The organism is Streptomyces caeruleatus (assembly GCF_001514235.1).
In the GTDB taxonomy this organism is placed as follows: domain Bacteria; phylum Actinomycetota; class Actinomycetes; order Streptomycetales; family Streptomycetaceae; genus Streptomyces; species Streptomyces caeruleatus.
On the sequence record NZ_KQ948926.1, the window covers coordinates 797,798 to 820,041 of the forward strand.

A 22,244-nucleotide genomic window follows, 5' to 3' on the forward strand; every position below is an offset into this window, starting at 1 on the left:
CAGAGGCCCGGCCCCGAAGGGCCAGACCCCGTCTGAACTGCATATTTGCCAGATAAGCGACGTAGCGGTCCGTCACTCTCTACACGTTGAACCTGAACTCCACCACATCCCCGTCCTGCATCACATACTCCTTGCCCTCCATCCGCGCCTTCCCCTTCGCCCGCGCCTCCGCCACCGACCCGGTCTCCACCAGGTCGGCGAAGGAGATGACCTCCGCCTTGATGAAGCCCTTCTGGAAGTCGGTGTGGATGACGCCGGCCGCCTCGGGGGCGGTGGCGCCCTTCTTGATGGTCCAGGCGCGGGATTCCTTGGGGCCGGCCGTGAGGTAGGTCTGCAGGCCGAGGGTGTTGAAGCCGACGCGGGCGAGGGTGGCGAGGCCGGGCTCCTCGGCGCCGACGGACTCCAGGAGCTCCATCGCGTCCTCCTCGTCGAGCTCGGCGAGGTCCGCCTCCAGCTTGGCGTTGAGGAAGATCGCCTCGGCGGGGGCGACGAGGGCGCGCTGCTCGGCCTTGAAGTCGTCGTCGACCAGTTCGTCCTCGTCGACGTTGAAGACGTAGAGGAAGGGCTTGGTGGTGAGGAGGTGCAGGTCGTGCAGGAGCTCCTCGTTGCCGGAGCCCTGGACGATGCCCGCGGAGAACAGCGTGTCGCCCTTCTCCAGGATCGCCTGGGCCTCCTCGACGGCCTTCACCTTCGGCGCGATGTCCTTCTTGATCCGCGACTCCTTCTGGAGCCGGGGCAGGACCTTCTCGATGGTCTGGAGGTCGGCGAGGATCAGCTCGGTGTTGATCGTCTCGATGTCGTCCTTGGGCGAGACCTTGCCGTCGACGTGCACGACGTTCTCGTCCTTGAAGGCGCGGATGACCTGGCAGATCGCGTCGGACTCACGGATGTTCGCGAGGAACTTGTTGCCCAGGCCCTCGCCCTCGCTCGCGCCGCGCACGATGCCCGCGATGTCCACGAAGTCGACGGTCGCCGGGAGGATCTTCTGGGAGGAGAAGATCTCGGCCAGTTTCGCCAGCCGCGGGTCCGGGACGCCGACCACGCCCACGTTCGGCTCGATCGTGGCGAACGGGTAGTTGGCCGCCAGCACGTCGTTCTTGGTCAGGGCGTTGAACAGGGTCGACTTGCCGACATTCGGCAGACCGACGATTCCGATCGTGAGCGACACGTTGCGACTTCCCGTACGTGAGAGGACTTCAGGGGGCTGGGCTGGGGCCCGGTCCTTCCTCGATCTTCGCTGCAGATGCTGCACACGATGCCGACGACGCAGATGTACGGGCCGATCCACCAGTCTACGGCGTACCGGGCCGGACCCCGGGCGCCGTATCGAACACCTGGCCAAGGTCCGCCCCAAGGTGTGTCCGAGGGCGAATTCGCCACATAAACCGACCTAGGTTGGACCGGTGGAGCAGGACAGGGCGCGACCTGCCGGGTTCGGATCGCGACGCGGTACTCCGCCACCGTTGCCGCCGCAGGCGGTGCGGGGTGGGGGTGGTGCGGGGCGGGGTGAGCGCGGGTTCGCGCCGAACGGGATCGGCGACGGGGACGGTGTGGAGCGGGGCGAGGGGCGTGCGAGGCGCGACAGGGGCGGGTGGGCGCCGGAGGTGGGCGGTGTGAGCGGTGCGAGCCGTGCGAGCGGGGTGAGCAAGGTGAGCGAGGGAAGGGATCCGGGCGGGCGGTCCGTCTGGGCCTCCCGGTCGTCCGGTCCCGGTCCAGAGGGCCGGCCACCCCGGCCCCCCGCGTCCGCCCAGCCCGTCCGTGCCACCCGGCCCGTCTCCCAGCGCCGCCCGAGCACGGCCCCGGCGTCCGCGTCAGCGGGGGCGGGGGTGAGGGCGGTACGACGCTCCGGGGCGCCGCAGCCCGTGCGGCAGGCCCTACGCCGGTTCCCCAACCCCCGGCTCACGGGCCTCGGCTGCGGGCTGTTCTGCGGTGCCGTGATGTTCCTGCTCGGGCACCTCGACGCGCTGCTGCTCGGGTCGTCGCTCACGGTGTACAGCGTGCTGTTCGTGCCGGTGTGCGTACTGACCGCGGTGTGGGTGCGCCGGGGCGACCTGATGACCGCGCCGGTGGTGCTGCCGATCGCGTTCGCGGTGGGGCTGGTTCCGCTGGCCGACGAGGGCGGCGGGATCGGCGGTCATCTGATGGGGCTGTTCACCGCCCTCGCCACCCAGGCCGGGTGGCTGTACGGGGGGACGCTGGCGGCCGGTCTCATCGTGCTCGCACGAAGGGTCCGCCAGGTGGCACGCAGGGCGGCGGCCCGACGACGCGCCACATGACCGTGGCCGTCGGCCGACGGCCCCGCGTCCGCCGACGGCCCGTCCTCGATCAGCCGTCCTTCTCCGCCGCGTGCATCGCCGCGCCCACGATCCCCGCGTTGTTCTGCAACTGCGCCGGGACGATCTCCGCCTTGATGCCCTCGATGTGGGGCAGGAACTTGTGGGACTTGCGGCTCACCCCGCCGCCGATGATGAACAGCTCCGGGGAGAACAGCATATCGACATGGGCGAGGTACTTCTGGACACGGTGGGCCCAGTGCTCCCACGACATGTCCTCGTCCTCCTTGACCTTGCTGGAGGCGCGCTTCTCCGCGTCGTGGCCGTGGAGTTCGAGGTGGCCCAGCTCGGTGTTGGGGACCAGGCGGCCGTCGATGAAGACCGCGCTGCCGATGCCCGTGCCGAACGTGAGGAGAATCACGGTGCCCCGGCGGTCGCGGCCCGCCCCGAAGTGCATCTCGGCGACGCCGGCCGCGTCCGCGTCGTTGACCACGGTCACCGGGAGGCCGCCGAGGCGGTCGCTGAACAACGCGCGCGCGTCCGTGTCGATCCAGCTCTTGTCGACGTTCGCCGCCGTACGGATCGTGGATCCGTCGGTGACCACGCCGGGGAAGGTGAGCCCGACCGGCCCGGTCCAGCCGTAGTGCTCGACGACCTGCTTCACACCGTCGGCCACCCCGTCGGGCGTGGCCGGGTGCGGAGTGAGCACCTTGAAGCGCTCCTGAGCGAGATCGCCTCTGTCGAGGTCCACCGGGGCACCCTTGATCCCGGATCCACCGATGTCCAAGCCGAAGATCTGCATGGCCCTACGTTACGACGCGGGACCGACCGTCACTCCCCGGAGTCGCCGGAGGCCGCGGCCCCGGTGCGCTCGGCGATCAGCGCGGCCGCCTCCTCGCGCAGGTCACGGCGGAGTTCCTTGGGCAGCGAGAAGGTGATCGACTCCTCGGCCGCCTTCACCAGCTCCACGTCGCCGTAGCCGCGCTGGGCGAGCCACTCCAGGACCTCCTCGACCAGCACCTCCGGGACGGAGGCGCCGGAGGTGACGCCGACCGTCGTCACGCCCTCCAGCCAGGCCTCGTCGATCTCGCTCGCGAAGTCCACGAGGTAGGCCTCGCGGGAGCCGGCGAGCTTGGCGACCTCGACGAGCCGCTTGGAGTTGGAGGAGTTGCGGGAGCCGACCACGATGACCAGCTCGGCCTCGGCGCCCATCTGCTTCACGGCGAGCTGACGGTTCTGCGTGGCGTAGCAGATGTCGTCGCTGGGCGGGGAGATGAGCTGCGGGAACTTCTCCTTCAGGGCGTCGACGGTCTCCATGGTCTCGTCGACGGAGAGGGTGGTCTGGGAGAGCCAGACGACCTTCGACTCGTCGCGGACCTCGACCTTGGCGACGTCGCCCGGGCCGTCGACCAGCTGGATGTGGTCCGGTGCCTCGCCGGACGTACCGATGACCTCCTCGTGGCCCTCGTGCCCGATGAGGAGGATGTCGTAGTCCTCGTTCGCGAAGCGGACGGCTTCCTTGTGGACCTTGGTGACCAGCGGGCAGGTCGCGTCGATGGTGGCCAGCTTGCCGCGCGCGGCCTCGTCGTGGACTACGGGGGCGACACCGTGCGCGGAGAACATCACGATGTTCCCCGGCGGGACCTCCTCCGTCCGCTCGACGAAGACGGCGCCCTTCTTCTCCAGGGTCTGTACGACGTACTTGTTGTGGACGATCTCGTGCCGGACGTACACCGGAGCGCCGTACTGCTCCAGGGCTTTCTCGACGGCGATCACGGCGCGGTCCACACCCGCGCAGTAGCCACGGGGGGCGGCGAGCAGGACACGGCGGCCAGGCGAAGCAGTCATGCGTCCCATCGTAAGGGTGCGTTCGGCGGGTCGAAGATCGCGTGGGTGACGGCTTGGTGCACAGACTGGCCGTGGGCTGTGAGGGGCGGGAAACGGAGTGAGGGACGAGGTACTGGCGGAGGCGTGATGTCCGGAACCGGCACGGCGGAGCGTACGCCGGACTAAGGACACGCGCTGCGCCGGAGCCTCGACTTCCGCGACCTGGTCGTCTACGGGCTGCTGTTCATCGCGCCGATGGCACCGGTCGGCGTCTTCGGCACGCTGGACGCCCGTTCGCGCGGGGCGGTCGCGCTGGTGCACCTCGTCGCGACGGTCGCGATGGCGTTCACCGCATTCAGCTACGCGCAGATGGTGCGGGTGGTTCCCCAGGCGGGGTCGGTGTTCGCCTACGCGCGCGTGGGGCTCGGTGCGCGGGCCGGTTTCGTCGCGTCGCGGGGTGGATGGCGCTGCTGGACCACCTGCTGATCCCGGCCGTCGCCTACCTCTTCTCGGGCATCGCGATGAACGCGCGGGTTGCGGTGACGGCGACACAACGGGGCACCGGCGTTCCCCACTGACGTTTCCTCGCCCCCGCCGCCCCTACCCGTCCCATCCTTCTGGGGCTCCGCCCCAGACCCCGCTCCTCAAACGCCGGAGGGGCTGAAATTGCCTGGATCTTTCAGCCCGTCCGGCGTTTGAGGACGAGGCCCGAAGGGCCGACAGCAGGGGTCTGGGGGCGGCAGCCCCCAGGGACGGGACGGGTAGGGGCGGCGGGGGCGAGGAACCCCTGTTGGCTGGGCCGGGTTGTCGGTGGGGGCCGTTACGCTCGGCGCATGGCTGTGAACACGTCTCCCGAATCGCCCCTGCCCGTCGGCGAGGTGTCGCGGCTCATCGGGGGGTGGATCGACCGGCTCGGGGCGGTGTGGGTCGAGGGGCAGATCACTCAGCTGTCGCGACGGCCCGGCGCCGGCGTCGTGTTCCTGACTCTGCGGGACCCGTCGTACGACATCTCCGTGAGCGTGACGGCGTACCGACAGGTGTTCGATGACGTCGCCGACGTGGTGAGCGAGGGCGCCCGCGTCGTCGTCCTCGCCAAACCCGAGTGGTACGCCCCGCGCGGCCAGCTCTCCCTGCGCGCCACCGAGATAAAGCCGGTCGGTGTCGGCGAGCTCCTCGCCCGGCTGGAGATGCTGAAGAAGTCCCTCGCCGCCGAGGGACTCTTCGCGCCCGAGCGGAAGAAGCCGCTGCCCTTCCTCCCGCAGCTCATCGGCCTCGTCTGCGGCCGGGCCTCCGCGGCCGAGCGGGACGTCCTGGAGAACGCCCGCCACCGCTGGCCCGCCGTCCGCTTCGAGGTCCGCAACGTCCCGGTGCAGGGCGTGCACGCCGTACCGCAGGTGGTGCAGGCGGTGAAGGAGCTCGACGAGATCGACGCCGTGGACGTGATCATCGTCGCCCGCGGCGGCGGCAGCGTCGAGGACCTGCTGCCCTTCTCCGACGAGCAGCTGGTGCGGGCCGTCGCCTCCTGCCGTACCCCCGTCGTCTCCGCGATCGGGCACGAGCCCGACAACCCCCTCCTAGACCACGTCGCCGACCTGCGGGCTTCCACCCCGACCGACGCTGCCAAGAAGGTCGTACCGGACGTGGGCGAGGAGTACGAGCGGGTGCGGATGCTGCGCGACCGGGCCCGGCGGTGTGTCCAGGGGTTCGTCGAGCGCGAGGAGCGGGGGCTCGCGCACGCCCTCGCGCGGCCGTCGATAGAGGATCCGCACCGGATGATCGACGAGCGCGCCGATCACGTGGCCTCGCTCCTCGAACGCGGCCGCCGCTGCGTCGGCCACCTCCTCGACCGCGCCCAGTCCGAGCTGACGCACACGCACGCACGCGTGGTGGCCCTCTCCCCCGCGGCGACCCTGAAGCGCGGCTACGCGGTGCTCCAGCGGGCCGACGGGCATGTGGTCCGGGACCCGGGCGAGGTGACGGCGGACGAGGCGCTGCGGGCGCGGGTCGCCGAGGGTGAGTTCTCCGTACGAGTCGAAGCACAGAGCGACGCACGAAGCGACGCACGAAGCGACGCACGAAGCGACGCACGAAGCGATGCACGAAGCGATGCATAGGGTGGGCGAATGACCAGCAAGGTGGAAGAGGCACTCGGGTACGAGCAGGCCCGGGACGAGCTGATCGAGGTCGTACGGCGGCTGGAGGCGGGCGGTACGACGCTGGAGGAGTCCCTGGCGCTCTGGGAGCGGGGCGAGGAGCTGGCCAAGGTGTGCCGGCGCTGGCTGGACGGGGCGCGGGCGCGGCTGGACGCGGCGCTGGCCGAGGAGCGCGAGACCGAGGAAGAGAGCGGCGAGTAGCCGCGCACGCGCGCGTGTGGGCGACGTGCCGCTGTGAAGCGGATCACTATACCCCAGCTATTGTTGAAGCATCAACCTTCCTTGACGTACCTTCGGGACGTCAGCCGATCCGGACCGCGGTCCGGTAAGGACCCAGGCGTCACCCCTAGGAAGTCCCGCATGTCTCTCGTTCTTGACCCCGCCGCCCAGGACCTGCTGTTCCGCGAGGCCCGCACCGCGAACACCTTCACCGACGAGCCGGTGACCGAGGAGCAGGTCCAGGCGATCTACGACCTGGTCAAGTACGGCCCCACCGCCTTCAACCAGACCCCGCTGCGCATCACCCTGGTCCGCTCGGCCGAGGCCCGTGAGCGTCTGGTGCAGCACATGGCCGAGGGCAACCAGGCCAAGACCGCCGCCGCCCCGCTGGTCGCGATCCTGTCCGCGGACAACGAGTTCCACGAGGAGCTGCCGACCCTGTTCCCGGCGTTCCCGCAGGCCAAGGACGTCTTCTTCAGCGAGCGCGCGGCCCGTGAGAACGCCGCCGGGATGAACGCCGCCCTGCAGGCCGCGTACTTCATCGTCGGTGTCCGCGCCGCCGGTCTTGCCGCCGGCCCGATGACCGGCTTCGACTTCGAGGGCGTCCGCAAGGAGTTCCTGGACGACGACCACACCCCGCTGATGGTCGTCAACATCGGCAAGCCGGGCGCCGACGCCTGGTACCCGCGCTCCCCTCGCCTGGCGTACGACCAGGTCATCACCACGGTCTGAGCTGAACCGACCGGCACGACAGAGGCCCTCGGCAGTGTGCCGAGGGCCTCTTCGTCAGCCGCGGACGGTCGGTCCACCGTCTGGTCGGTACGTCGGCCGGTCGGTACGTGGCCGGTCGGTACGTGGCCGGTCGGTACACCGGCCAGCCGGTCCGACCGTCAGGCTCACTCCGCCTTCAGGGCCTGCGCCATCTGCGTCAGCTGCTCGAACGACCCCGTGCCCGCCACCACCGTGGTCGCGCCCTTCTCCTGGTGCACGAGCGCGTCGTAGCGGCCGCCGGTGTAGCGCGTCCACGTCCGGTCGCCGATCTTCTCGGTGACCTCGGTGGCCCGCCCTCCCTGGGTGGCCTTCTCCAGGAACGTCGACGGCTTCTCGGCCGACTGCTCGACCTGGACGTACTCCCCGGCCGAGGTATGGAAGCCGAGGTGCCAGGCGTCGAAGTCGGCGCCCTTGAAGCGGACGGACGTCGGCTTCCAGCTGTCGGGCAGCCCCTGGGGCGCGACCACCGGGTAGGACGCCGCACGACGGGCCGTGAGCAGCTCGACGCGGTAGTCGACCCGCGGGAGGTCGGGCTCGCCGTCCTCATGGGGAACGAAGAGATAGATGACTCCCGCCGCGAGCACGGTCACTCCCAGGGAGAGCACCATGTTGCGGACCGACTTCTGCTTGCCGTTCGAACCTGCCACGCCCCCTATCGTCGCAGGTGCCCTGGCCTGCTCATCCGTGGGGCCCCCTGCTCATTCTGCGCGCCCGAGGATAGAGTCAGGGCGGTCACCCTCATCCGGCCGTCGTCGTATCAGAAAGGTGCGCTCCGATGACCGAGAATCATCATCATTTGCCGTCCGAGCTCGAAGTACCCAGCGAAGCCCCCGATCGCAACCTCGCCCTGGAACTGGTCCGTGTGACCGAGGCGGCGGCGATGGCCGCCGGCCGCTGGGTCGGGCGCGGCGACAAGAACGGCGCCGACGGTGCCGCGGTACGCGCCATGCGGACCCTCGTCCACACCGTGTCGATGAACGGCGTCGTCGTCATCGGTGAGGGCGAGAAGGACGAAGCGCCGATGCTCTTCAACGGAGAGCGGGTCGGCGACGGGACCGGCGCCGAGGTCGACATCGCCGTCGACCCGATCGACGGGACCACGCTGACCGCGAAGGGCATGCCCAACGCGATCTCCGTGCTCGCCGCCGCGGACCGGGGGTCCATGTTCGACCCGTCCGCCGTCTTCTACATGGACAAGCTGGTCACCGGCCCCGAGGCCGCCGACTTCGTCGACATCGACGCGCCCGTGTCCGTGAACATCCGCCGGGTCGCCAAGGCCAAGCGGTCCACGCCCGAGGACGTCACCGTCGTCATCCTCGACCGGCCCCGGCACGAGGGCATCATCAAGGAGATCCGGGATGCCGGTGCGCGCATCAAGCTGATCTCCGACGGCGATGTCGCGGGCTCGATCTACGCGCTGCGCGAGGGCACCGGCGTCGACATGCTGCTCGGCATCGGCGGTACGCCGGAGGGGATCATCTCGGCCTGTGCGGTGAAGTGCCTCGGCGGCACGATCCAGGGCAAGCTGTGGCCGAAGGACGACGAGGAGCGCCAGCGCGCCATCGACGCCGGCCACGACCTCGACCGGGTGCTGCTGACTGACGACCTGGTCGCCGGGGACAACGTGTTCTTCGTCGCGACCGGCATCACCGACGGCGAGCTGCTGCGCGGGGTGCGCTACCGGTCGGAGAACGCGACGACCGACTCGATCGTGATGCGCTCGAAGTCGGGGACGGTGCGGCGGATCGACTCCGAGCACCGGCTGAGCAAGCTGCGGGCCTACAGCGCGATCGACTTCGACAGGGCGAAGTGAACAAGGGGCGGTCACCCGCCCCCTGCTGAACCGCGCAGCCGACAGGGCGCCCCCGGTGCGGAGGGGGCGCCCTTTCTTCTTGCTGCTCAGCCCGCCTGCGCTATGCGGTCCGTCGTCGCCCTCGCCGTCTTCTTCAGTTCCATCTCGCGGCGGCGGCGCCTGGCCAGGACCACTCGGCGTTCGGCCGCGGTCAGACCGCCCCAGACGCCGTAGGGCTCGGGCTGGAGGAGGGCGTGTTCGCGGCACTCGACCATGACCGGGCAGCGGGCACAGACCCGCTTGGCCGCCTCCTCGCGGGAGAGTCGGGCCGCGGTGGGCTCTTTCGAAGGGGCGAAGAACAGGCCGGCCTCATCGCGGCGGCACACGGCTTCCGTGTGCCATGGGGCGTCTTGGTCCCTGTCTCGCACTGGCACCCGCTGGGCCGGAACGGCAGCTACCTGCAGGGACGAATGCGGCGGTTGCAGCACGGTCTACTCCTGACGACGGCTTCGCGAGCGAGAGACGATGCAGCAAGGTCTACCCGCTGTGCGCACGCCTATGCAGGGAGTTCCGATCCGCTGGGTCTCGGGGGGTTCGGCACGCTTGTCCGGGCGTCCGCAACGACCGAAAGGTGCGGTGGAAGCCGGTCCGATTCACAACCGTCAACGATCCAGATGCTTGCGCAAACTCTTGTCGACCTTGCGCTGAACCCGGTCGAGGATGTCGGCCACCACCTTCCCGCGCTTCGGCCGGCCCTCGATGTTGCCCAGCACGGCCCAGCCGTCGACATGGACGACCGGTGCCTGGGGGTCCTCCGCGTCGAGGTGGTCCACCTCGAAGTTGCCGAGCACACCGCCGCCGGTGCCGCGCAGCGAGACGTTCTCCGGGACGCGGACCTCGACGTTGCCGAAGACCGAAATCGCCCGGATCACGACCTGCTGGTACTCGAAGAGGGCCTCGCTGAGGTCTATCTCCACGCTGCCGAAGATCGCGTACGCGTGGATACGGCGGCCCGCGCGCCAGCGGCCCTTGCGGACGGCGCTGCTGAAGACCGCGACCACGTTGTCGTCGGGGTCGGCCGGTATCGCGGCCGGCGCGGGGCGGCCGGGGGCGGGGATGTGCGGGGCGCGGCGCGCGTGGGCTGCGGGCAGGTCCCGTATGAAGACATCCAGTTCACCCACTGTCTTGGCCGTCAGCACGCCCTCGACGCGCTCGGCGTGCTCGTCGGCGGTGAGGCGGCCCTCGGCCAGGGCGTCGCGCAGGATGTCGGCGATCCGGTCACGGTCGGCGTCGGAGGCACGAAGCTCGGTGGCGGCAGCGGGTGCGGTCTGCTTCTGAAGGTCCACGGCAGCAGCGTACCGAAACACGATAGATCGCGATACCCCTGTGGATGAGGGGCCTGGACGCCGAACTGAGCCTTACCTCACAAGCTCGTCGTCAGTGGCAGGTTCTACGCTGGTGGACGCTGCCAACGGAGGCCAGCCGCGCTGTCTGTTTAGTGAGGAATGGGCGACATGCCTGAGTTCGCGTACACCGATCTGCTCCCCATGGGAGAGGACACCACCCCGTACCGGCTGGTGACCTCCGAAGGTGTCTCCACCTTCGAGGCCGACGGGCGGACGTTCCTCAAGGTCGAGCCCGAGGCGCTGCGCAAGCTCGCCGAGGAGGCCATCCACGACATCCAGCACTACCTGCGCCCCGCCCACCTCGCGCAGCTGCGCCGGATCATCGACGACCCCGAGGCGTCGAGCAACGACAAGTTCGTGGCGCTGGACCTGCTGAAGAACGCGAACATCGCGGCGGCGGGTGTGCTCCCCATGTGCCAGGACACCGGTACGGCGATCGTGATGGGCAAGCGCGGGCAGAACGTGCTGACCGAGGGCGGCGACGAGGAAGCCCTCTCGAAGGGCATCTACGACGCGTACCTGAACCTCAACCTGCGCTACTCGCAGATGGCTCCGCTCACCATGTGGGAGGAGAAGAACACCGGGTCGAACCTGCCGGCCCAGATCGAGCTGTACGCCACCGACGGCGGCGCCTACAAGTTCCTGTTCATGGCGAAGGGCGGCGGCTCGGCCAACAAGTCCTTCCTCTACCAGGAGACCAAGGCCGTCCTGAACGAGGCCTCCATGATGAAGTTCCTGGAGGAGAAGATCCGTTCGCTGGGTACGGCCGCCTGTCCGCCGTACCACCTGGCGATCGTGGTCGGCGGTACGAGCGCCGAATACGCCCTCAAGACCGCGAAGTACGCCTCCGCCCACTACCTGGACGAGATCCCCGCCGAGGGCTCGCCGCTCGGGCACGGCTTCCGGGACAAGGAGCTGGAGGAGAAGGTCTTCGAGCTGACGCAGAAGATCGGGATCGGGGCGCAGTTCGGCGGCAAGTACTTCTGCCACGACGTGCGCGTGGTGCGCCTGCCGCGGCACGGCGCGTCCTGCCCGGTCGCCATCGCCGTGTCCTGCTCGGCCGACCGTCAGGCCGTCGCGAAGATCACCGCCGAGGGGGTCTTCCTGGAGCAGTTGGAGACCGACCCGGCGCGGTTCCTGCCGGAGACGACGGACGAGCACCTCGACGCCGACGGTGACGTCGTCAAGATCGACCTCAACCAGCCGATGGACGACATCCTCGCCGAGCTGACCAAGTACCCGGTCAAGACCCGCCTGTCCCTCACCGGCCCGCTGGTCGTGGCCCGCGACATCGCGCACGCCAAGATCAAGGAACGGCTGGACGCGGGCGAGGAGATGCCGCAGTACCTGAAGGACCACCCGGTGTACTACGCGGGTCCGGCGAAGACGCCCGAGGGCTATGCGTCCGGTTCCTTCGGGCCTACGACGGCCGGACGCATGGATTCGTACGTCGAGCAGTTCCAGGCGGCCGGAGGGTCCAAGGTCATGCTGGCCAAGGGCAATCGGAGCAAGCAGGTCACCGACGCGTGCGGCTCCCACGGCGGTTTCTATCTCGGGTCCATCGGCGGTCCCGCCGCGCGTCTCGCCCAGGACTGCATCAAGAAGGTCGAGGTCGTCGAGTACGAAGAGCTCGGCATGGAAGCCGTCTGGAAGATCGAGGTCGAGGACTTCCCCGCGTTCATCGTCGTCGACGACAAGGGCAACGACTTCTTCCAGGACCCGGCGCCCGCGCCGACGTTCACGTCGATTCCGGTACGGGGTCCGGGGCTGGCGTAGTGCCTTAGACCCCGCTCTTTGCCCCCACCATCTTTGCCCCCACCATCCGTCTCGGTGGGGGCAGATGACTCTATTTTCCGCTGTGGTGCTCCGAACATACTCGACCTGCGCACTCCCCCAGGAAAAGGTCGACGTAGGCGCATCACAGATCCTGGCGCCGACCGATGGGTGCGGCCCGCCGCAGCCAACTGCACGCAGCTCGCGCTCGGAGTCGCCCGTACCGAGCATCATTTCCGCTCTGCGGCTGAACCACCCATTCCCCCCACCGGCTCCGCCAGAAAGCGACAGAACACCCATGTCCAGTTTCACCCGGTAAGCGTTTCGCCCTGCCCATGGCCATCGCCGCCGGCGCCTCCGCGGTCGCCCTGGCCGCGTCTCCGGCCTCTGCCGCCACCATCACCATCAACGTCGGCAGCCAGGCCATCCCCTCGGGGGCCGGCTGCGTCATCCTGACGGACACCTCGACGGGCGACATCTCCGACTTCATCACATTCACGCCGGGCAGCACCGCCACGATCAGCGGGTACAACGTCGATGCCGGTGACTACGTGCACTTCGACTGGCGGCCCTCCGACTGCACGAACACCATCCGCGACGATCAGCACCAGGCTCCGAGCCCGCTGCCGAGCGTCTGGAACGTCAACTGACGTACCGCCTGTCAGCCGCATCTGCCGTCATGTGCTCAGGTGCCCGAGCCAGCGCAGGATCGCCTCCGACTGGCCGCGTACGTCGAGCTTGCGGTAGATGCGGCTGAGGCGGTCGCGGACCGTCGCCCTGGCCCTGGTGGCCGCCTTGACCTGTTCCGCGGCGACCGGGGCCTGGGACACGTCGTCCCAGTCGAGCCAGGCGGCGAGGATCACGGCGGGCGGCAGGTCGTCCTCGGCCTCGGCCCGGAGGCGCTTCAGCTCCCGCGCCATGTCCGAGCCCTGGAACAGGATGACGTCGTCGCCGGTGCGAAGATCACGGGGCTCGCTGACCAGCCGGCTGTCGAACCCGGCGAGACCGGCCGGCCTGATGCCGTGGCGGCTGACGAGAGCCACCGAAAGACGGGCCTTTCGGACCTCCGGAACATCGGTGCCGTCCCGATCGCTATACGGGACATGAGCGACGACTACCGCATCGAGCACGACTCCATGGGCGAGGTACGCGTCCCGGCGGACGCCAAGTGGCGGGCCCAGACGCAGCGGGCCGTGGAGAACTTCCCCATTTCCGGGCAGCGCATCGAGCGTGCCCACATCGAGGCCCTGGCCCGCATCAAGGGAGCGGCCGCCAAGGTCAACGCCCGGCTGGGTGTGCTCGACAAGGACATCGCCGAGGCGGTCCAGGAGGCCGCCGAAGAGGTGGCCACCGGAAAGTGGGACGCGCACTTCCCGATCGACGTGTTCCAGACCGGGTCCGGTACCTCGTCCAACATGAACACCAACGAGGTGATCGCCACCCTCGCGACCGACCGCCTCGGCCGGGACGTCCACCCCAACGACCACGTCAACGCCTCCCAGTCGTCCAACGACGTCTTCCCCTCCTCCATCCACATCGCCGCCACCGCCGCCGTCACCCGGGATCTCGTTCCCGCGCTGGAGCACCTCGCCGCCGCGCTGGAGCGCAAGGCCGAGGAGTTCGCCGACGTGGTGAAGTCGGGGCGGACCCACCTCATGGACGCCACTCCCGTGACGCTGGGCCAGGAGTTCGGCGGATACGCCGCCCAGGTGCGGTACGGCGTCGAGCGGCTCCACGCCTCCCTCCCCCGCCTCGCCGAACTCCCCCTCGGCGGAACCGCCGTGGGCACCGGCATCAACACACCGCCCGGCTTCTCCGCCGCCGTCATCGAGGAGGTCGCCCGCACCACCGGGCTGCCGCTCACCGAGGCGCGGGACCACTTCGAGGCGCAGGGCGCCCGGGACGGGATCGTGGAGACCAGTGGACAGCTGCGGACCATCGCCGTCGGGCTGACGAAGATCTCGAACGACCTGCGGTGGATGTCCTCCGGACCGCGTACCGGGCTCGCCGAGATCAGCCTGCCCGACCTGCAGCCCGGGTCCTCGATCATGCCGGGCAAGGTCAACCCGGTCATCCCCGAAGCCGTCCTGATGGTCGCCGCGCAGGTCGTCGGCAACGACGCCACCGTGGCCACCGCCGGCGCCGCGGGCAACTTCGAGCTGAACGTCATGCTGCCGGTCATCGCGAAGAACGTGCTGGAGTCGGTCCGGCTGCTCGCCAACGCCTCCCGGCTGCTGGCCGACCGCACCGTCGACGGCATCGTCGCCCATCGCGAACGAGCCCTGGAGTACGCCGAGTCGTCGCCCTCCGTAGTGACGCCGCTCAACAAGTACATCGGGTACGAGGAGGCGGCCAAGGTCGCCAAGAAGGCGCTGGCGGAGCGGAAGACCATCCGCCAAGTCGTCCTGGAGGGCGGGTACGTGGAGCGCGGGGACCTCACGACGGAGCAGTTGGACGAGGCGCTCGATGTCCTGCGGATGACGCGGCCGTAACGACTGGCCGTGCGATCGTCGCGGTGCGGTGAACCATGGCGCTCGCCGCAGCGTCGTATGCCTGTGGCACCTAATATCTGTACATGGCAGACGGTGGAGCGGTGACGACGGAAGTGGAAGCGGGCGGCTCGACGGGGTTCTGGGCGCCCGGGACACAGATCCTGTGGCGGTACCGGGAGAACGCCGGCCGTCGCTTCCACATCGCGCGTCCCGTCACCGTCGTCCGGGACGACCACGAGATCCTCGCCGTATGGCTCGCTCCGGGCACGGAGTGTGTGAAACCCGTGCTCGCCGACGGGACGTCCGTGCACGAGGAACCGCTGGAGACGCGCTACATCAAGCCGCGTACCGTCCAGCGCGGCCGGTGGTTCGGAACCGGGGTGCTGAAGCTCGCGCGGCCCGGTGAGCCGTGGTCGGTGTGGTTGTTCTGGGAGCCCGGATGGCAGTTCAAGAACTGGTACGTGAACCTTGAGGCGCCGCTGGCCCGTTGGGCGGGCGGGGTGGACTCCGAGGACCACTTCCTCGACATCTCCGTGCGCCCGGACCGCAGTTGGCACTGGCTGGACGAGGACGAGTTCGCGCAGGCCCAGCGGGACGGACTGGTGGACGACCGGCTCGCCGCGCGGGTCCGGGAGGCGGGGCGCGGCGCGGTCGAGGTGATCCGCTCCTGGGGGCCGCCGTTCGCCGACGGCTGGCAGCACTGGCGACCGGATCCCGCCTGGGCTGTACCTTCGTTGCCTGAGGACTGGGATCGCACGCCCGCGCACATGTCCTCATGAGACCCTTGATGCGCCCCCGGGCAACAAACGTAGGATCGTCCTCCGCAAGGGCGCGCATCGGCGGCAACTACCGCAGTGCGCGCCGGGCTTGACCGATCGTCACCGAGGGGCGGCAGGACGTGAGCGAGGGTTACCAGGGCACCGCCGGGGGCAGCAGACGCTCCACCGGCGGCACAGGAACTGCCTCTGGTCACGCGGGAATTCCGTTCCTGGGGCACTTATTCCGGGTATCGGAGTTTCGGCGGGACGAACTGCGCGCGCGGTGCGCAGCCCTGGACGGATGGATTCGAAAGGCGTGACGGAGCAGCCGATCTCCTTCGAACGCCCCGAGACGGGCGACGACCCCGCGGAGCCCCGCGGGGCGCTCGTGCGTACCTCGACACCGTCGACGACGCACTCCACGCCGCCGCGCACCCCTGGCGGCGACGCCTGCGGGGGCACACCCTTAACCGCGCAGGCGCGCACCGGAGAGACCCCTTCCACGCCGGGCACCACCGCACCGTCCGGCCCGAGCAAGGAGCCCTCAGACATCGCCGGCAACGGCCCCGAGCACTCGCAGCCCTCCGTCGCCGCCGAGCCCGACTCGCACCGGCCGCGGCCCGTCCCCGAGGCCATCCCGCCGCAGCCCGGCACCGAGCCGCCGCAGTCGTCCGCCGAGCGTCGCACCGGACAGGGCGTGGCGCCCGGCCGGCCCACGCCCATGCGACGGGACGGGGACCGGCTGCGCTTCGTGGGCGCAGCCACCCGGCGGATCGCCCGCGGCATAGACCTGGACGAGATCGTGATGGGGCTGTGCCGGGCCACCGTGCCGACCTTCTCCGACGCGATCCTCGTCTATCTGCGCGACCCGCTGCCGGTCGGCGACGAGCGGCCCACGGGTCCCGTCGTGCTGCGGCTGCGCCGCACGGACCGCATCCCGGAGGAGCGGGACACCGACAGCGGCGGCTTCCTGCCCGCACCGCAGCAGCCGGAGCCGCCCGAGCTGGCCGAACTGTCCACGGTCACCGCCGAACTGTGCGAGGTACGGCCCGGCGGCGCGCTCGCCGAGGTACTGCGCGGCGTACGTCCCGTCTTCGCCGACGCCCCGGCCGCCCGCGCCGCCCTGCCCGAACTCCTCGGCGAGGACGGCGAGTTGATCATCCCGGACGGCCAGCGCGCGATCCTCGCCCCGCTGCGCGGCCGGCGCCGGGTCATCGGCGCCGCCGTCTTCCTGCGCCGCCCCGACCGCCTCGCCTTCGACCCAGACGACCTCCTGGTCGCCGCCCAGCTCGCCACGCACAGCGCGCTCGGCATCGACAAGGCGGTGCTGTACGGCCGTGAGGCGTACATCGCCGACGAGCTCCAGCGCACCATGCTGCCGGAGACCCTGCCCCGCCCCACGGGCGTACGGCTCGCCTCCCGCTATCTCCCGGCCGCCGAGACGGCCCGGGTGGGCGGCGACTGGTACGACGCGATCCCGCTGCCGGGCAGCCGGGTGGCGCTGGTCGTCGGCGACGTGATGGGCCACTCGATGACGTCGGCCGCGATCATGGGCCAGCTGCGGACGACGGCCCAGACGCTCGCGGGGCTCGACCTGCCTCCGCAGGAGGTCCTGCACCACCTCGACGAGCAGGCCCAGCGCCTGGGCACGGACCGCATGGCGACCTGCCTGTACGCCGTCTACGACCCGGTCTCGCACCGCATCACCATCGCCAACGCCGGCCATCCGCCGCCCGTCCTGCTGCACCTGGGCGGCCGCGCGGAGGTCCTGCGGGTTCCCGCGGGCGCGCCGATCGGCGTCGGTGGCGTCGACTTCGAGGCCGTGGAACTGGACGCGCCGGCCGGCGCGACGCTGCTCCTCTACACCGACGGACTGGTCGAGTCGCGGCTGCGTGACGTGTGGACCGGCATAGAGCAGCTGCGCGAGAAGCTCGCCGCCGTCGCCCAGCTCACCGGGCCCGACCATCCGCCGCCCCTTGAGGCCCTGTGCGACGAGGTGCTCGACATGCTCGGGCCGGGCGACCGGGACGACGACATCGCGCTGCTCGCCGCCCGCTTCGACGGGATCGCGCCGAGTGACGTGGCGTACTGGTTCCTGGAGCCGGAGGACGCGGCGCCGGGTCGTGCCCGACGGCTGGCCCGGCGTGCGCTGGCCCGCTGGGGTCTGGAGGAGCTGACGGATTCCGTCGAGCTGTTGGTCAGCGAGGTCGTGACGAACGCGGTGCGGTATGCCACGCGGCCAGTGACGTTGCGGTTGTTGCGGACCGATGTGCTGCGGTGTGAGGTCGGGGACGATGTGCCGCAGTTGCCGCGGTTGCGGCAGGCTCGGGCCACGGATGAGGGTGGGCGGGGGCTGTACCTGGTCAATCGCCTGGCTCGGCGGTGGGGGGCCACGCGGTTGAGCACCGGGAAAGTTGTGTGGTTCGAGTTGAATCGCGGCTGAGCGCCGTGGGGGAACTGCGCGTCGCCGGACGCGGGTGCGTCGTGGCTGGTCGCGCCCCCGCGGCGGAGCCGCATATTCAACCCAGCCCCGCGCCCCTGGAGGGGCGTTGTCCTACTGGTCGTTTCCGTTGCCGGGTCTGCCCGGGTCCAAGGTGATCGGGTCCGTCGGCTCGTCCGTGGGCACCGTCGGGGCCGGCTCGGTCGTCGGTTCCTCCGTCGGGGGCTCCGTCGTCGGGGTCTCCGTCGGGGGCTCCGTCGTCGGGGTCTCCGTCGGCTCCTGAGTCGTCGGTTCCTCCGTCGGCTCCTGGGTCGTCGGCTCCTGGCTCGGAGTCGGGGTCCAGGTCGGCTGGACGGCGGCGCCCTGGTCGGTGTTCAGGTCGAACCTGGCGTCCGGGTCCGTCACGCCGAACATGTACGCCGCCCAGATCTCCGCCGGGAAGCCACCGCCGTTGACGCGGTCCTTGCCGCCGGCGCCGTACATCTTGGTCTGGGCGTGGGTCTTGTCGTCCTCGCCGAACAGGCCCACCGAGGTGACCAGGTCGGGCGTGTAGCCGGTGAACCAGGCCGACTTGTTGTCGTCGGACGTACCCGTCTTGCCGGCGACCTTCTGGCCGGCGCGCTTGGGGTTGTTCGCCACGGCCCGCTGCGCCGTACCGTCGTCGACGACGCCCGTCAGCACCGAGGTGACCGAGTCGGCCGCCTCACGGCTGATGACCTGCTCACCGATCGGGTTCGGGATGTCGACCGCACGGCTGTTGTGCTCGGCCTTCTTGATGATGCTCGGGGTGACCTTCTCGCCGTGGTTGTCGAGGGTCGCGTACACGCCGGCCATCTGCAGCGGGCTGGCGCCCATGGTGCCCAGGGTCTGCGCGGGTACGGCCTGCTCCTTGGCGGTGTCCATGCCGAGCTGGCCGGCCACGTCCATGACGTTCTTCATGCCGACGTCGACGCCCATCTGCGCGAAGACGGAGTTGACGGACTTGTTCATCGCCGTCTGCACGGTGATGGGCCCGTAGTTCTGGTCGTCCTCGTTCTCGGGGGCGAAGCCGACCTTGTCGCCGTCGGCGTCCACGACCTGGCGCTTGCTGGTGCCGTCGTAGATCGTGTTCGCGGTGATCGGCTTGCCGGACCGCGTCTGGGCGCTCTCTTCCAGGGCGGCGGCCAGGATCACCGGCTTGAACGTCGACGCGGGCTGGTAGTCCGTGCGCGTCGCGTTGCTCGTGTAGTGCTTGAAGTAGTCCACGCCGCCGTACAGCGCGACGACCTTGCCCGTCTTGGGGTCGACGGACACGGCGCCGGCCTGGACGTTCGCGTCGACCGGCCGCTTCTTCTTGTCCAGCTTGCTGGTGAGCTGCGCCTTGACGGCCTTCTCCAGCTGCGCCTGCTTCTTCTTGTCGATGTTCAGGGTGATGGTCCAGCCCTGGTTGACGACCTCGGCCTCGGCCTGGGAGCGCGGGATGCCCTCCTGCTGCATCAGCTGGCTGATGAGCTGCTGGTTGGCCAGCTCGACCAGGTAGCCCTTCTGGCCCTCCAGACCGGCGGCGGGCTTCGGCTCCTCGGGCTTCTCGAACGTCATGCCCTGGCGCTCTGACTTGTCGAGCCAGCCCTCCTCGACCATGTTGTCCAGGACGTAGTTCCAGCGGGCCGTGACCAGCTTCTTGCCGGTGTCGGACGCCGCCTGCCAGTCGTACTGGCTCGGCGCCTGAAGCAGCGCGGCGAGGTACGCGCCCTGCTCGACGGAGAGCTTGTCGGCGTCGACGCGGTAGTAGGCCTGGGCGGCGGCCTGGATGCCGTAGGCGCCGCGGCCGTAGTAGCTGGTGTTGATGTACCCGGCGAGGATGTCGTCCTTGGACATCTGGCGGTCGACCTTCAGGGAGATGACCATCTCCTTGAGCTTGCGGCTGACCGTCTGTTCCTGGCTGAGGTAGTAGTTCTTGACGTACTGCTGGGTGATCGTCGAACCACCCTGCGCGCCCTTGCCCATCAGCGTGTTGAGCACACCGCGGGCCGTGCCCTTCAGGTCGATGCCGTTGTCGTTGTAGAACGACTTGTTCTCGGCGGCGACGAAGGTGTACCGGACCTGCTTCGGCACCTTGGACAGGTCCACGATCTCGCGGTTCACCTTGCCGTCGCGCGCCAGGGTCGAGCCGTCGCTGAACTTGTAGACGTTGCTCTGGCGCTGGGCGGCCTGGGCGGCGGCGTTGTCGCTGGGCACGTCCACGTACAGGTACAGCCCGATGAACGCGGCGATGGCGAGCAGGCAGGTGCCGAGGAACGTGCCGAGGATCTTCTTCCAGGTGAAGAGCCGGCGTATCCGGCCCTTGCCGTCACCGCCCTTGCCCCCGGACCTGGCCGCCCGCCGGGCCGCGGCCCGGCCGCCGGTGGCGGCCGACGGGGTCCCGATGACGGTGGCCGACGGGTCCGCCCCGGCGGCCGAGGGCGACCCGGACGGACGCCGGGGCGCCGCGCGGCGGCCACCGCGCTGCCGCGCTCGTCTGTCTTCCGCTCGTCCCATGGGTCCGTTCCGCTCCGCTTCGTTCTTGTGTGCACTACCGCCACACAGGTTCGCCGCTCAGGTCAGCTCAGAAAGCTAACACCGGAAGTTATGACAAAGCCCTGTCGATCCGGGCTTTTGGGGACGTGACAATCAGCACCTGTCCCAACGGAACCGACGACTGAGGCATGCATAGGGTTGCTCGGACGGGGTAAAGTGATATCTTTTAGCTAGACTGGCGATAGACGAGGCCGCCCCTGGGGCTTCAGGAGGAGACGGGGGACCACCATGCCGAAGGACCAGCACGACCAGCCCGACGTCCCCGAGATGCCGGCCCCACGTGTCCGCGAGTTCACCGCGCACAGCATCGGCGGCGGGCTCGCCCTGCTGCTGGGCCTGGTCGGGCTGCTGGTCGGCGCGGGGCTGATCGTCAGCGCCGCGGCGGTCTCCGGGGCCGGCGGCCAGGCGGCGCTGATCATCTCCGGCGCCCTGGTCGCCATCGCCGCGATCCTCGCCATGTCCGGGCTGAACATGGTCGCGCCGGGCGAGGCGCGCGTCGTCCAGCTCTTCGGGCGGTACCGGGGGACGATCCGGGAGGACGGGCTGCGCTGGGTGAACCCCTTCACCTCCCGCACGAAGATCTCCACCCGGGTCCGCAACCACGAGACGGCCGTCCTCAAGGTCAACGACGCCTACGGCAACCCGATCGAGCTCGCCGCGGTCGTGGTGTGGAAGGTCGAGGACACCGCGCAGGCCACGTTCGAGGTGGACGACTTCCTGGAGTTCGTCTCCACCCAGACCGAGGCCGCGGTGCGGCACATCGCCATCGAGTACCCGTACGACGCCCACGACGAGAGCGGCCTCTCGCTGCGCGGGAACGCCGAGGACATCACCGAGAAGCTCGCCGTCGAACTGCACGCGCGCGTGGAGGCAGCCGGGGTGCAGATCATCGAGTCGCGCTTCACGCATCTCGCGTACGCCCCCGAGATCGCCTCCGCGATGCTCCAGCGGCAGCAGGCCGGGGCGGTCGTCGCGGCGCGGCGGCAGATCGTCGACGGGGCGGTGGGCATGGTCGAGGCGGCGCTCGCACGGATCTCCATGGGGGTCCCCCCGCTTGAGCGAATTCGAAAGTGGGGGAGGGACATCGTGGAGCTGGACGACGAACGCAAGGCGGCGATGGTGTCCAACCTCATGGTGGTGCTGTGCGGCGACCGGGCCCCGCAGCCGGTCCTCAACACCGGGACGCTCTACCAGTGACGACACCCTCCGATCCGTTCGACGACTCCGCCGAGTCGGCACCTCGGCGTCGGCCGCAGCAGCAGCGCAAGCAGGTCCTGCTGCGGCTCGACCCGTCGGTGTACGAGGCGCTCGCGCGGTGGGCGGGCGACGAGCTGCGTTCGGCCAACGCGCAGATCGAGTTCCTGCTGCGGCGGGCCCTCGCGGAGGCGGGGCGGCTGCCGGGCGAGGCCAAGCCGATCCCGCGACGCGGCCGACCCCCCGCGCAACCTGGGTCACCCGCGCAACCCCCCGAGTCCCAGTAGCAGAACCGTGACAATGGGCCCCTACCTGGCCCTCCGCACCCACCGCCATGATCTCCACACCCGGCGTATACATGCCGCGTATACACCCCGTGTAGTGTCCTGCTCATGTCCATCGGTCACACCCTCCTAGGGCTCCTGGAATCGGGCCCCCGCCACGGCTACGACCTGAAGCGGGCCTTCGACGAGAAGTTCGGTCACGACCGGCCGCTGCACTACGGCCAGGTCTACTCGACGATGTCCCGGCTGCTGAAGAACGGGCTCGTCGAGGTCGACGGGATCGAGGCGGGCGGCGGGCCCGAGCGC

At 69.9% G+C, this 22,244-nt stretch carries 21 protein-coding genes and 1 pseudogene; 14 read left to right on the forward strand and 8 right to left on the reverse strand.

Features of this window, described 5'->3' with window-relative positions:
* Window positions 1-79 precede the first annotated feature (79 nt).
* A complete protein-coding gene (gene ychF, locus AQJ67_RS12285) occupies window positions 80-1,168 on the reverse strand; it encodes a redox-regulated ATPase YchF (protein ID WP_062718411.1) in 1,089 nt (362 codons plus the stop codon).
* Between the two features lie 658 nt (window positions 1,169-1,826).
* Here ychF and AQJ67_RS45005 point away from each other — a divergent pair.
* Window positions 1,827-2,276, forward strand: a complete 450-nt coding sequence (locus tag AQJ67_RS45005) for a DUF6542 domain-containing protein (RefSeq protein ID WP_341846151.1) — start codon at window positions 1,827-1,829, stop codon at window positions 2,274-2,276.
* Between the two features lie 49 nt (window positions 2,277-2,325).
* Here the strand turns inward: AQJ67_RS45005 and ppgK are convergent, their stop codons facing one another.
* Together ppgK and AQJ67_RS12300 are read right to left on the reverse strand one after the other, a co-directional pair.
* Window positions 2,326-3,075 carry a polyphosphate--glucose phosphotransferase gene (ppgK, locus tag AQJ67_RS12295; protein WP_062718415.1) on the reverse strand — a complete coding sequence of 250 codons (750 nt, stop codon included), beginning with the start codon at window positions 3,073-3,075 and terminating at the stop codon, window positions 2,326-2,328.
* 29 nt (window positions 3,076-3,104) lie between these two features.
* Window positions 3,105-4,130, reverse strand: coding sequence for a 4-hydroxy-3-methylbut-2-enyl diphosphate reductase (locus AQJ67_RS12300; protein WP_079055905.1), 1,026 nt, complete (start codon window positions 4,128-4,130; stop codon window positions 3,105-3,107).
* Between the two features lie 225 nt (window positions 4,131-4,355).
* Here AQJ67_RS12300 and AQJ67_RS12305 point away from each other — a divergent pair.
* The 4 genes and pseudogenes from AQJ67_RS12305 to AQJ67_RS12320 form a co-directional block, all read left to right on the forward strand.
* Window positions 4,356-4,636: pseudogene (locus AQJ67_RS12305) on the forward strand (amino acid permease); the annotation flags it as partial.
* Window positions 4,637-4,933: 297 nt separating this feature from the next.
* Complete coding sequence (xseA, locus tag AQJ67_RS12310) at window positions 4,934-6,214, forward strand: exodeoxyribonuclease VII large subunit (protein WP_062718422.1); 1,281 nt, start codon at window positions 4,934-4,936, stop codon at window positions 6,212-6,214.
* Between the two features lie 9 nt (window positions 6,215-6,223).
* Window positions 6,224-6,454: an exodeoxyribonuclease VII small subunit gene (locus tag AQJ67_RS12315; protein WP_062718424.1), complete on the forward strand. Its 231-nt coding sequence runs from the start codon at window positions 6,224-6,226 to the stop codon at window positions 6,452-6,454.
* Between the two features lie 159 nt (window positions 6,455-6,613).
* The gene (locus tag AQJ67_RS12320) at window positions 6,614-7,204 is read left to right on the forward strand and encodes a malonic semialdehyde reductase (protein ID WP_062718427.1); all 591 of its coding nucleotides are present in this window, start codon (window positions 6,614-6,616) and stop codon (window positions 7,202-7,204) included.
* Window positions 7,205-7,368: 164 nt separating this feature from the next.
* Here the strand turns inward: AQJ67_RS12320 and AQJ67_RS12325 are convergent, their stop codons facing one another.
* Window positions 7,369-7,890, reverse strand: a complete 522-nt coding sequence (locus tag AQJ67_RS12325; protein WP_062718429.1) for a DUF4245 domain-containing protein — start codon at window positions 7,888-7,890, stop codon at window positions 7,369-7,371.
* Window positions 7,891-8,018: 128 nt separating this feature from the next.
* Here AQJ67_RS12325 and glpX point away from each other — a divergent pair, with 128 nt between their 5' ends.
* The gene (gene glpX / locus AQJ67_RS12330) at window positions 8,019-9,056 is read left to right on the forward strand and encodes a class II fructose-bisphosphatase (protein WP_062718430.1); all 1,038 of its coding nucleotides are present in this window, start codon (window positions 8,019-8,021) and stop codon (window positions 9,054-9,056) included.
* Between the two features lie 86 nt (window positions 9,057-9,142).
* Here the strand turns inward: glpX and AQJ67_RS12335 are convergent, their stop codons facing one another.
* Window positions 9,143-9,523 carry a WhiB family transcriptional regulator gene (locus AQJ67_RS12335; RefSeq protein WP_079055906.1) on the reverse strand — a complete coding sequence of 127 codons (381 nt, stop codon included), beginning with the start codon at window positions 9,521-9,523 and terminating at the stop codon, window positions 9,143-9,145.
* Window positions 9,524-9,697: 174 nt separating this feature from the next.
* A complete protein-coding gene (locus tag AQJ67_RS12340; protein ID WP_062718434.1) occupies window positions 9,698-10,381 on the reverse strand; it encodes a DUF1707 SHOCT-like domain-containing protein in 684 nt (227 codons plus the stop codon).
* A 168-nt stretch (window positions 10,382-10,549) separates the two neighbouring features.
* Between AQJ67_RS12340 and AQJ67_RS12345 the strand changes: the two genes are divergently transcribed.
* Window positions 10,550-12,217 (forward strand): fumarate hydratase, encoded by a 1,668-nt coding sequence (locus AQJ67_RS12345; RefSeq protein WP_062718582.1) that lies wholly within the window; start codon window positions 10,550-10,552, stop codon window positions 12,215-12,217.
* 332 nt (window positions 12,218-12,549) lie between these two features.
* Window positions 12,550-12,864 carry a hypothetical protein gene (locus AQJ67_RS12350; protein ID WP_062718436.1) on the forward strand — a complete coding sequence of 105 codons (315 nt, stop codon included), beginning with the start codon at window positions 12,550-12,552 and terminating at the stop codon, window positions 12,862-12,864.
* 27 nt (window positions 12,865-12,891) lie between these two features.
* Here the strand turns inward: AQJ67_RS12350 and AQJ67_RS48570 are convergent, their stop codons facing one another.
* Window positions 12,892-13,257 carry a hypothetical protein gene (locus tag AQJ67_RS48570; protein ID WP_062718438.1) on the reverse strand — a complete coding sequence of 122 codons (366 nt, stop codon included), beginning with the start codon at window positions 13,255-13,257 and terminating at the stop codon, window positions 12,892-12,894.
* Window positions 13,258-13,317: 60 nt separating this feature from the next.
* Here AQJ67_RS48570 and AQJ67_RS12360 point away from each other — a divergent pair, with 60 nt between their 5' ends.
* The 3 genes from AQJ67_RS12360 (at window position 13,318) to AQJ67_RS12370 (ending at window position 17,907) form a co-directional block, all read left to right on the forward strand.
* Window positions 13,318-14,706 carry a class II fumarate hydratase gene (locus AQJ67_RS12360; protein ID WP_062718440.1) on the forward strand — a complete coding sequence of 463 codons (1,389 nt, stop codon included), beginning with the start codon at window positions 13,318-13,320 and terminating at the stop codon, window positions 14,704-14,706.
* 83 nt (window positions 14,707-14,789) lie between these two features.
* Entirely contained in the window at window positions 14,790-15,485 is a 696-nt protein-coding gene (fomD, locus tag AQJ67_RS12365; protein ID WP_208614947.1) for a cytidylyl-2-hydroxypropylphosphonate hydrolase, read from the forward strand.
* 280 nt (window positions 15,486-15,765) lie between these two features.
* On the forward strand, window positions 15,766-17,907 hold the full coding sequence (locus tag AQJ67_RS12370) for a SpoIIE family protein phosphatase (RefSeq protein WP_425264145.1): 2,142 nt from the start codon (window positions 15,766-15,768) through the stop codon (window positions 17,905-17,907).
* 111 nt (window positions 17,908-18,018) lie between these two features.
* Here AQJ67_RS12370 and AQJ67_RS12375 read toward each other — a convergent pair whose 3' ends face one another.
* A complete protein-coding gene (locus AQJ67_RS12375) occupies window positions 18,019-20,421 on the reverse strand; it encodes a transglycosylase domain-containing protein (protein ID WP_062718446.1) in 2,403 nt (800 codons plus the stop codon).
* Between the two features lie 267 nt (window positions 20,422-20,688).
* Here AQJ67_RS12375 and AQJ67_RS12380 point away from each other — a divergent pair, with 267 nt between their 5' ends.
* The 3 genes from AQJ67_RS12380 to AQJ67_RS12390 form a co-directional block, all read left to right on the forward strand.
* Entirely contained in the window at window positions 20,689-21,657 is a 969-nt protein-coding gene (locus AQJ67_RS12380) for an SPFH domain-containing protein (protein ID WP_062718448.1), read from the forward strand.
* A complete protein-coding gene (locus AQJ67_RS12385; RefSeq protein ID WP_062718450.1) occupies window positions 21,654-21,941 on the forward strand; it encodes a type II toxin-antitoxin system antitoxin in 288 nt (95 codons plus the stop codon). Before AQJ67_RS12380 ends, AQJ67_RS12385 begins: the two co-directional genes overlap by 4 nt.
* A 105-nt stretch (window positions 21,942-22,046) precedes the next feature.
* Window positions 22,047-22,244 (forward strand): PadR family transcriptional regulator (locus tag AQJ67_RS12390; protein ID WP_167366202.1); only part of this gene is annotated, 198 nt, incomplete at its 3' end.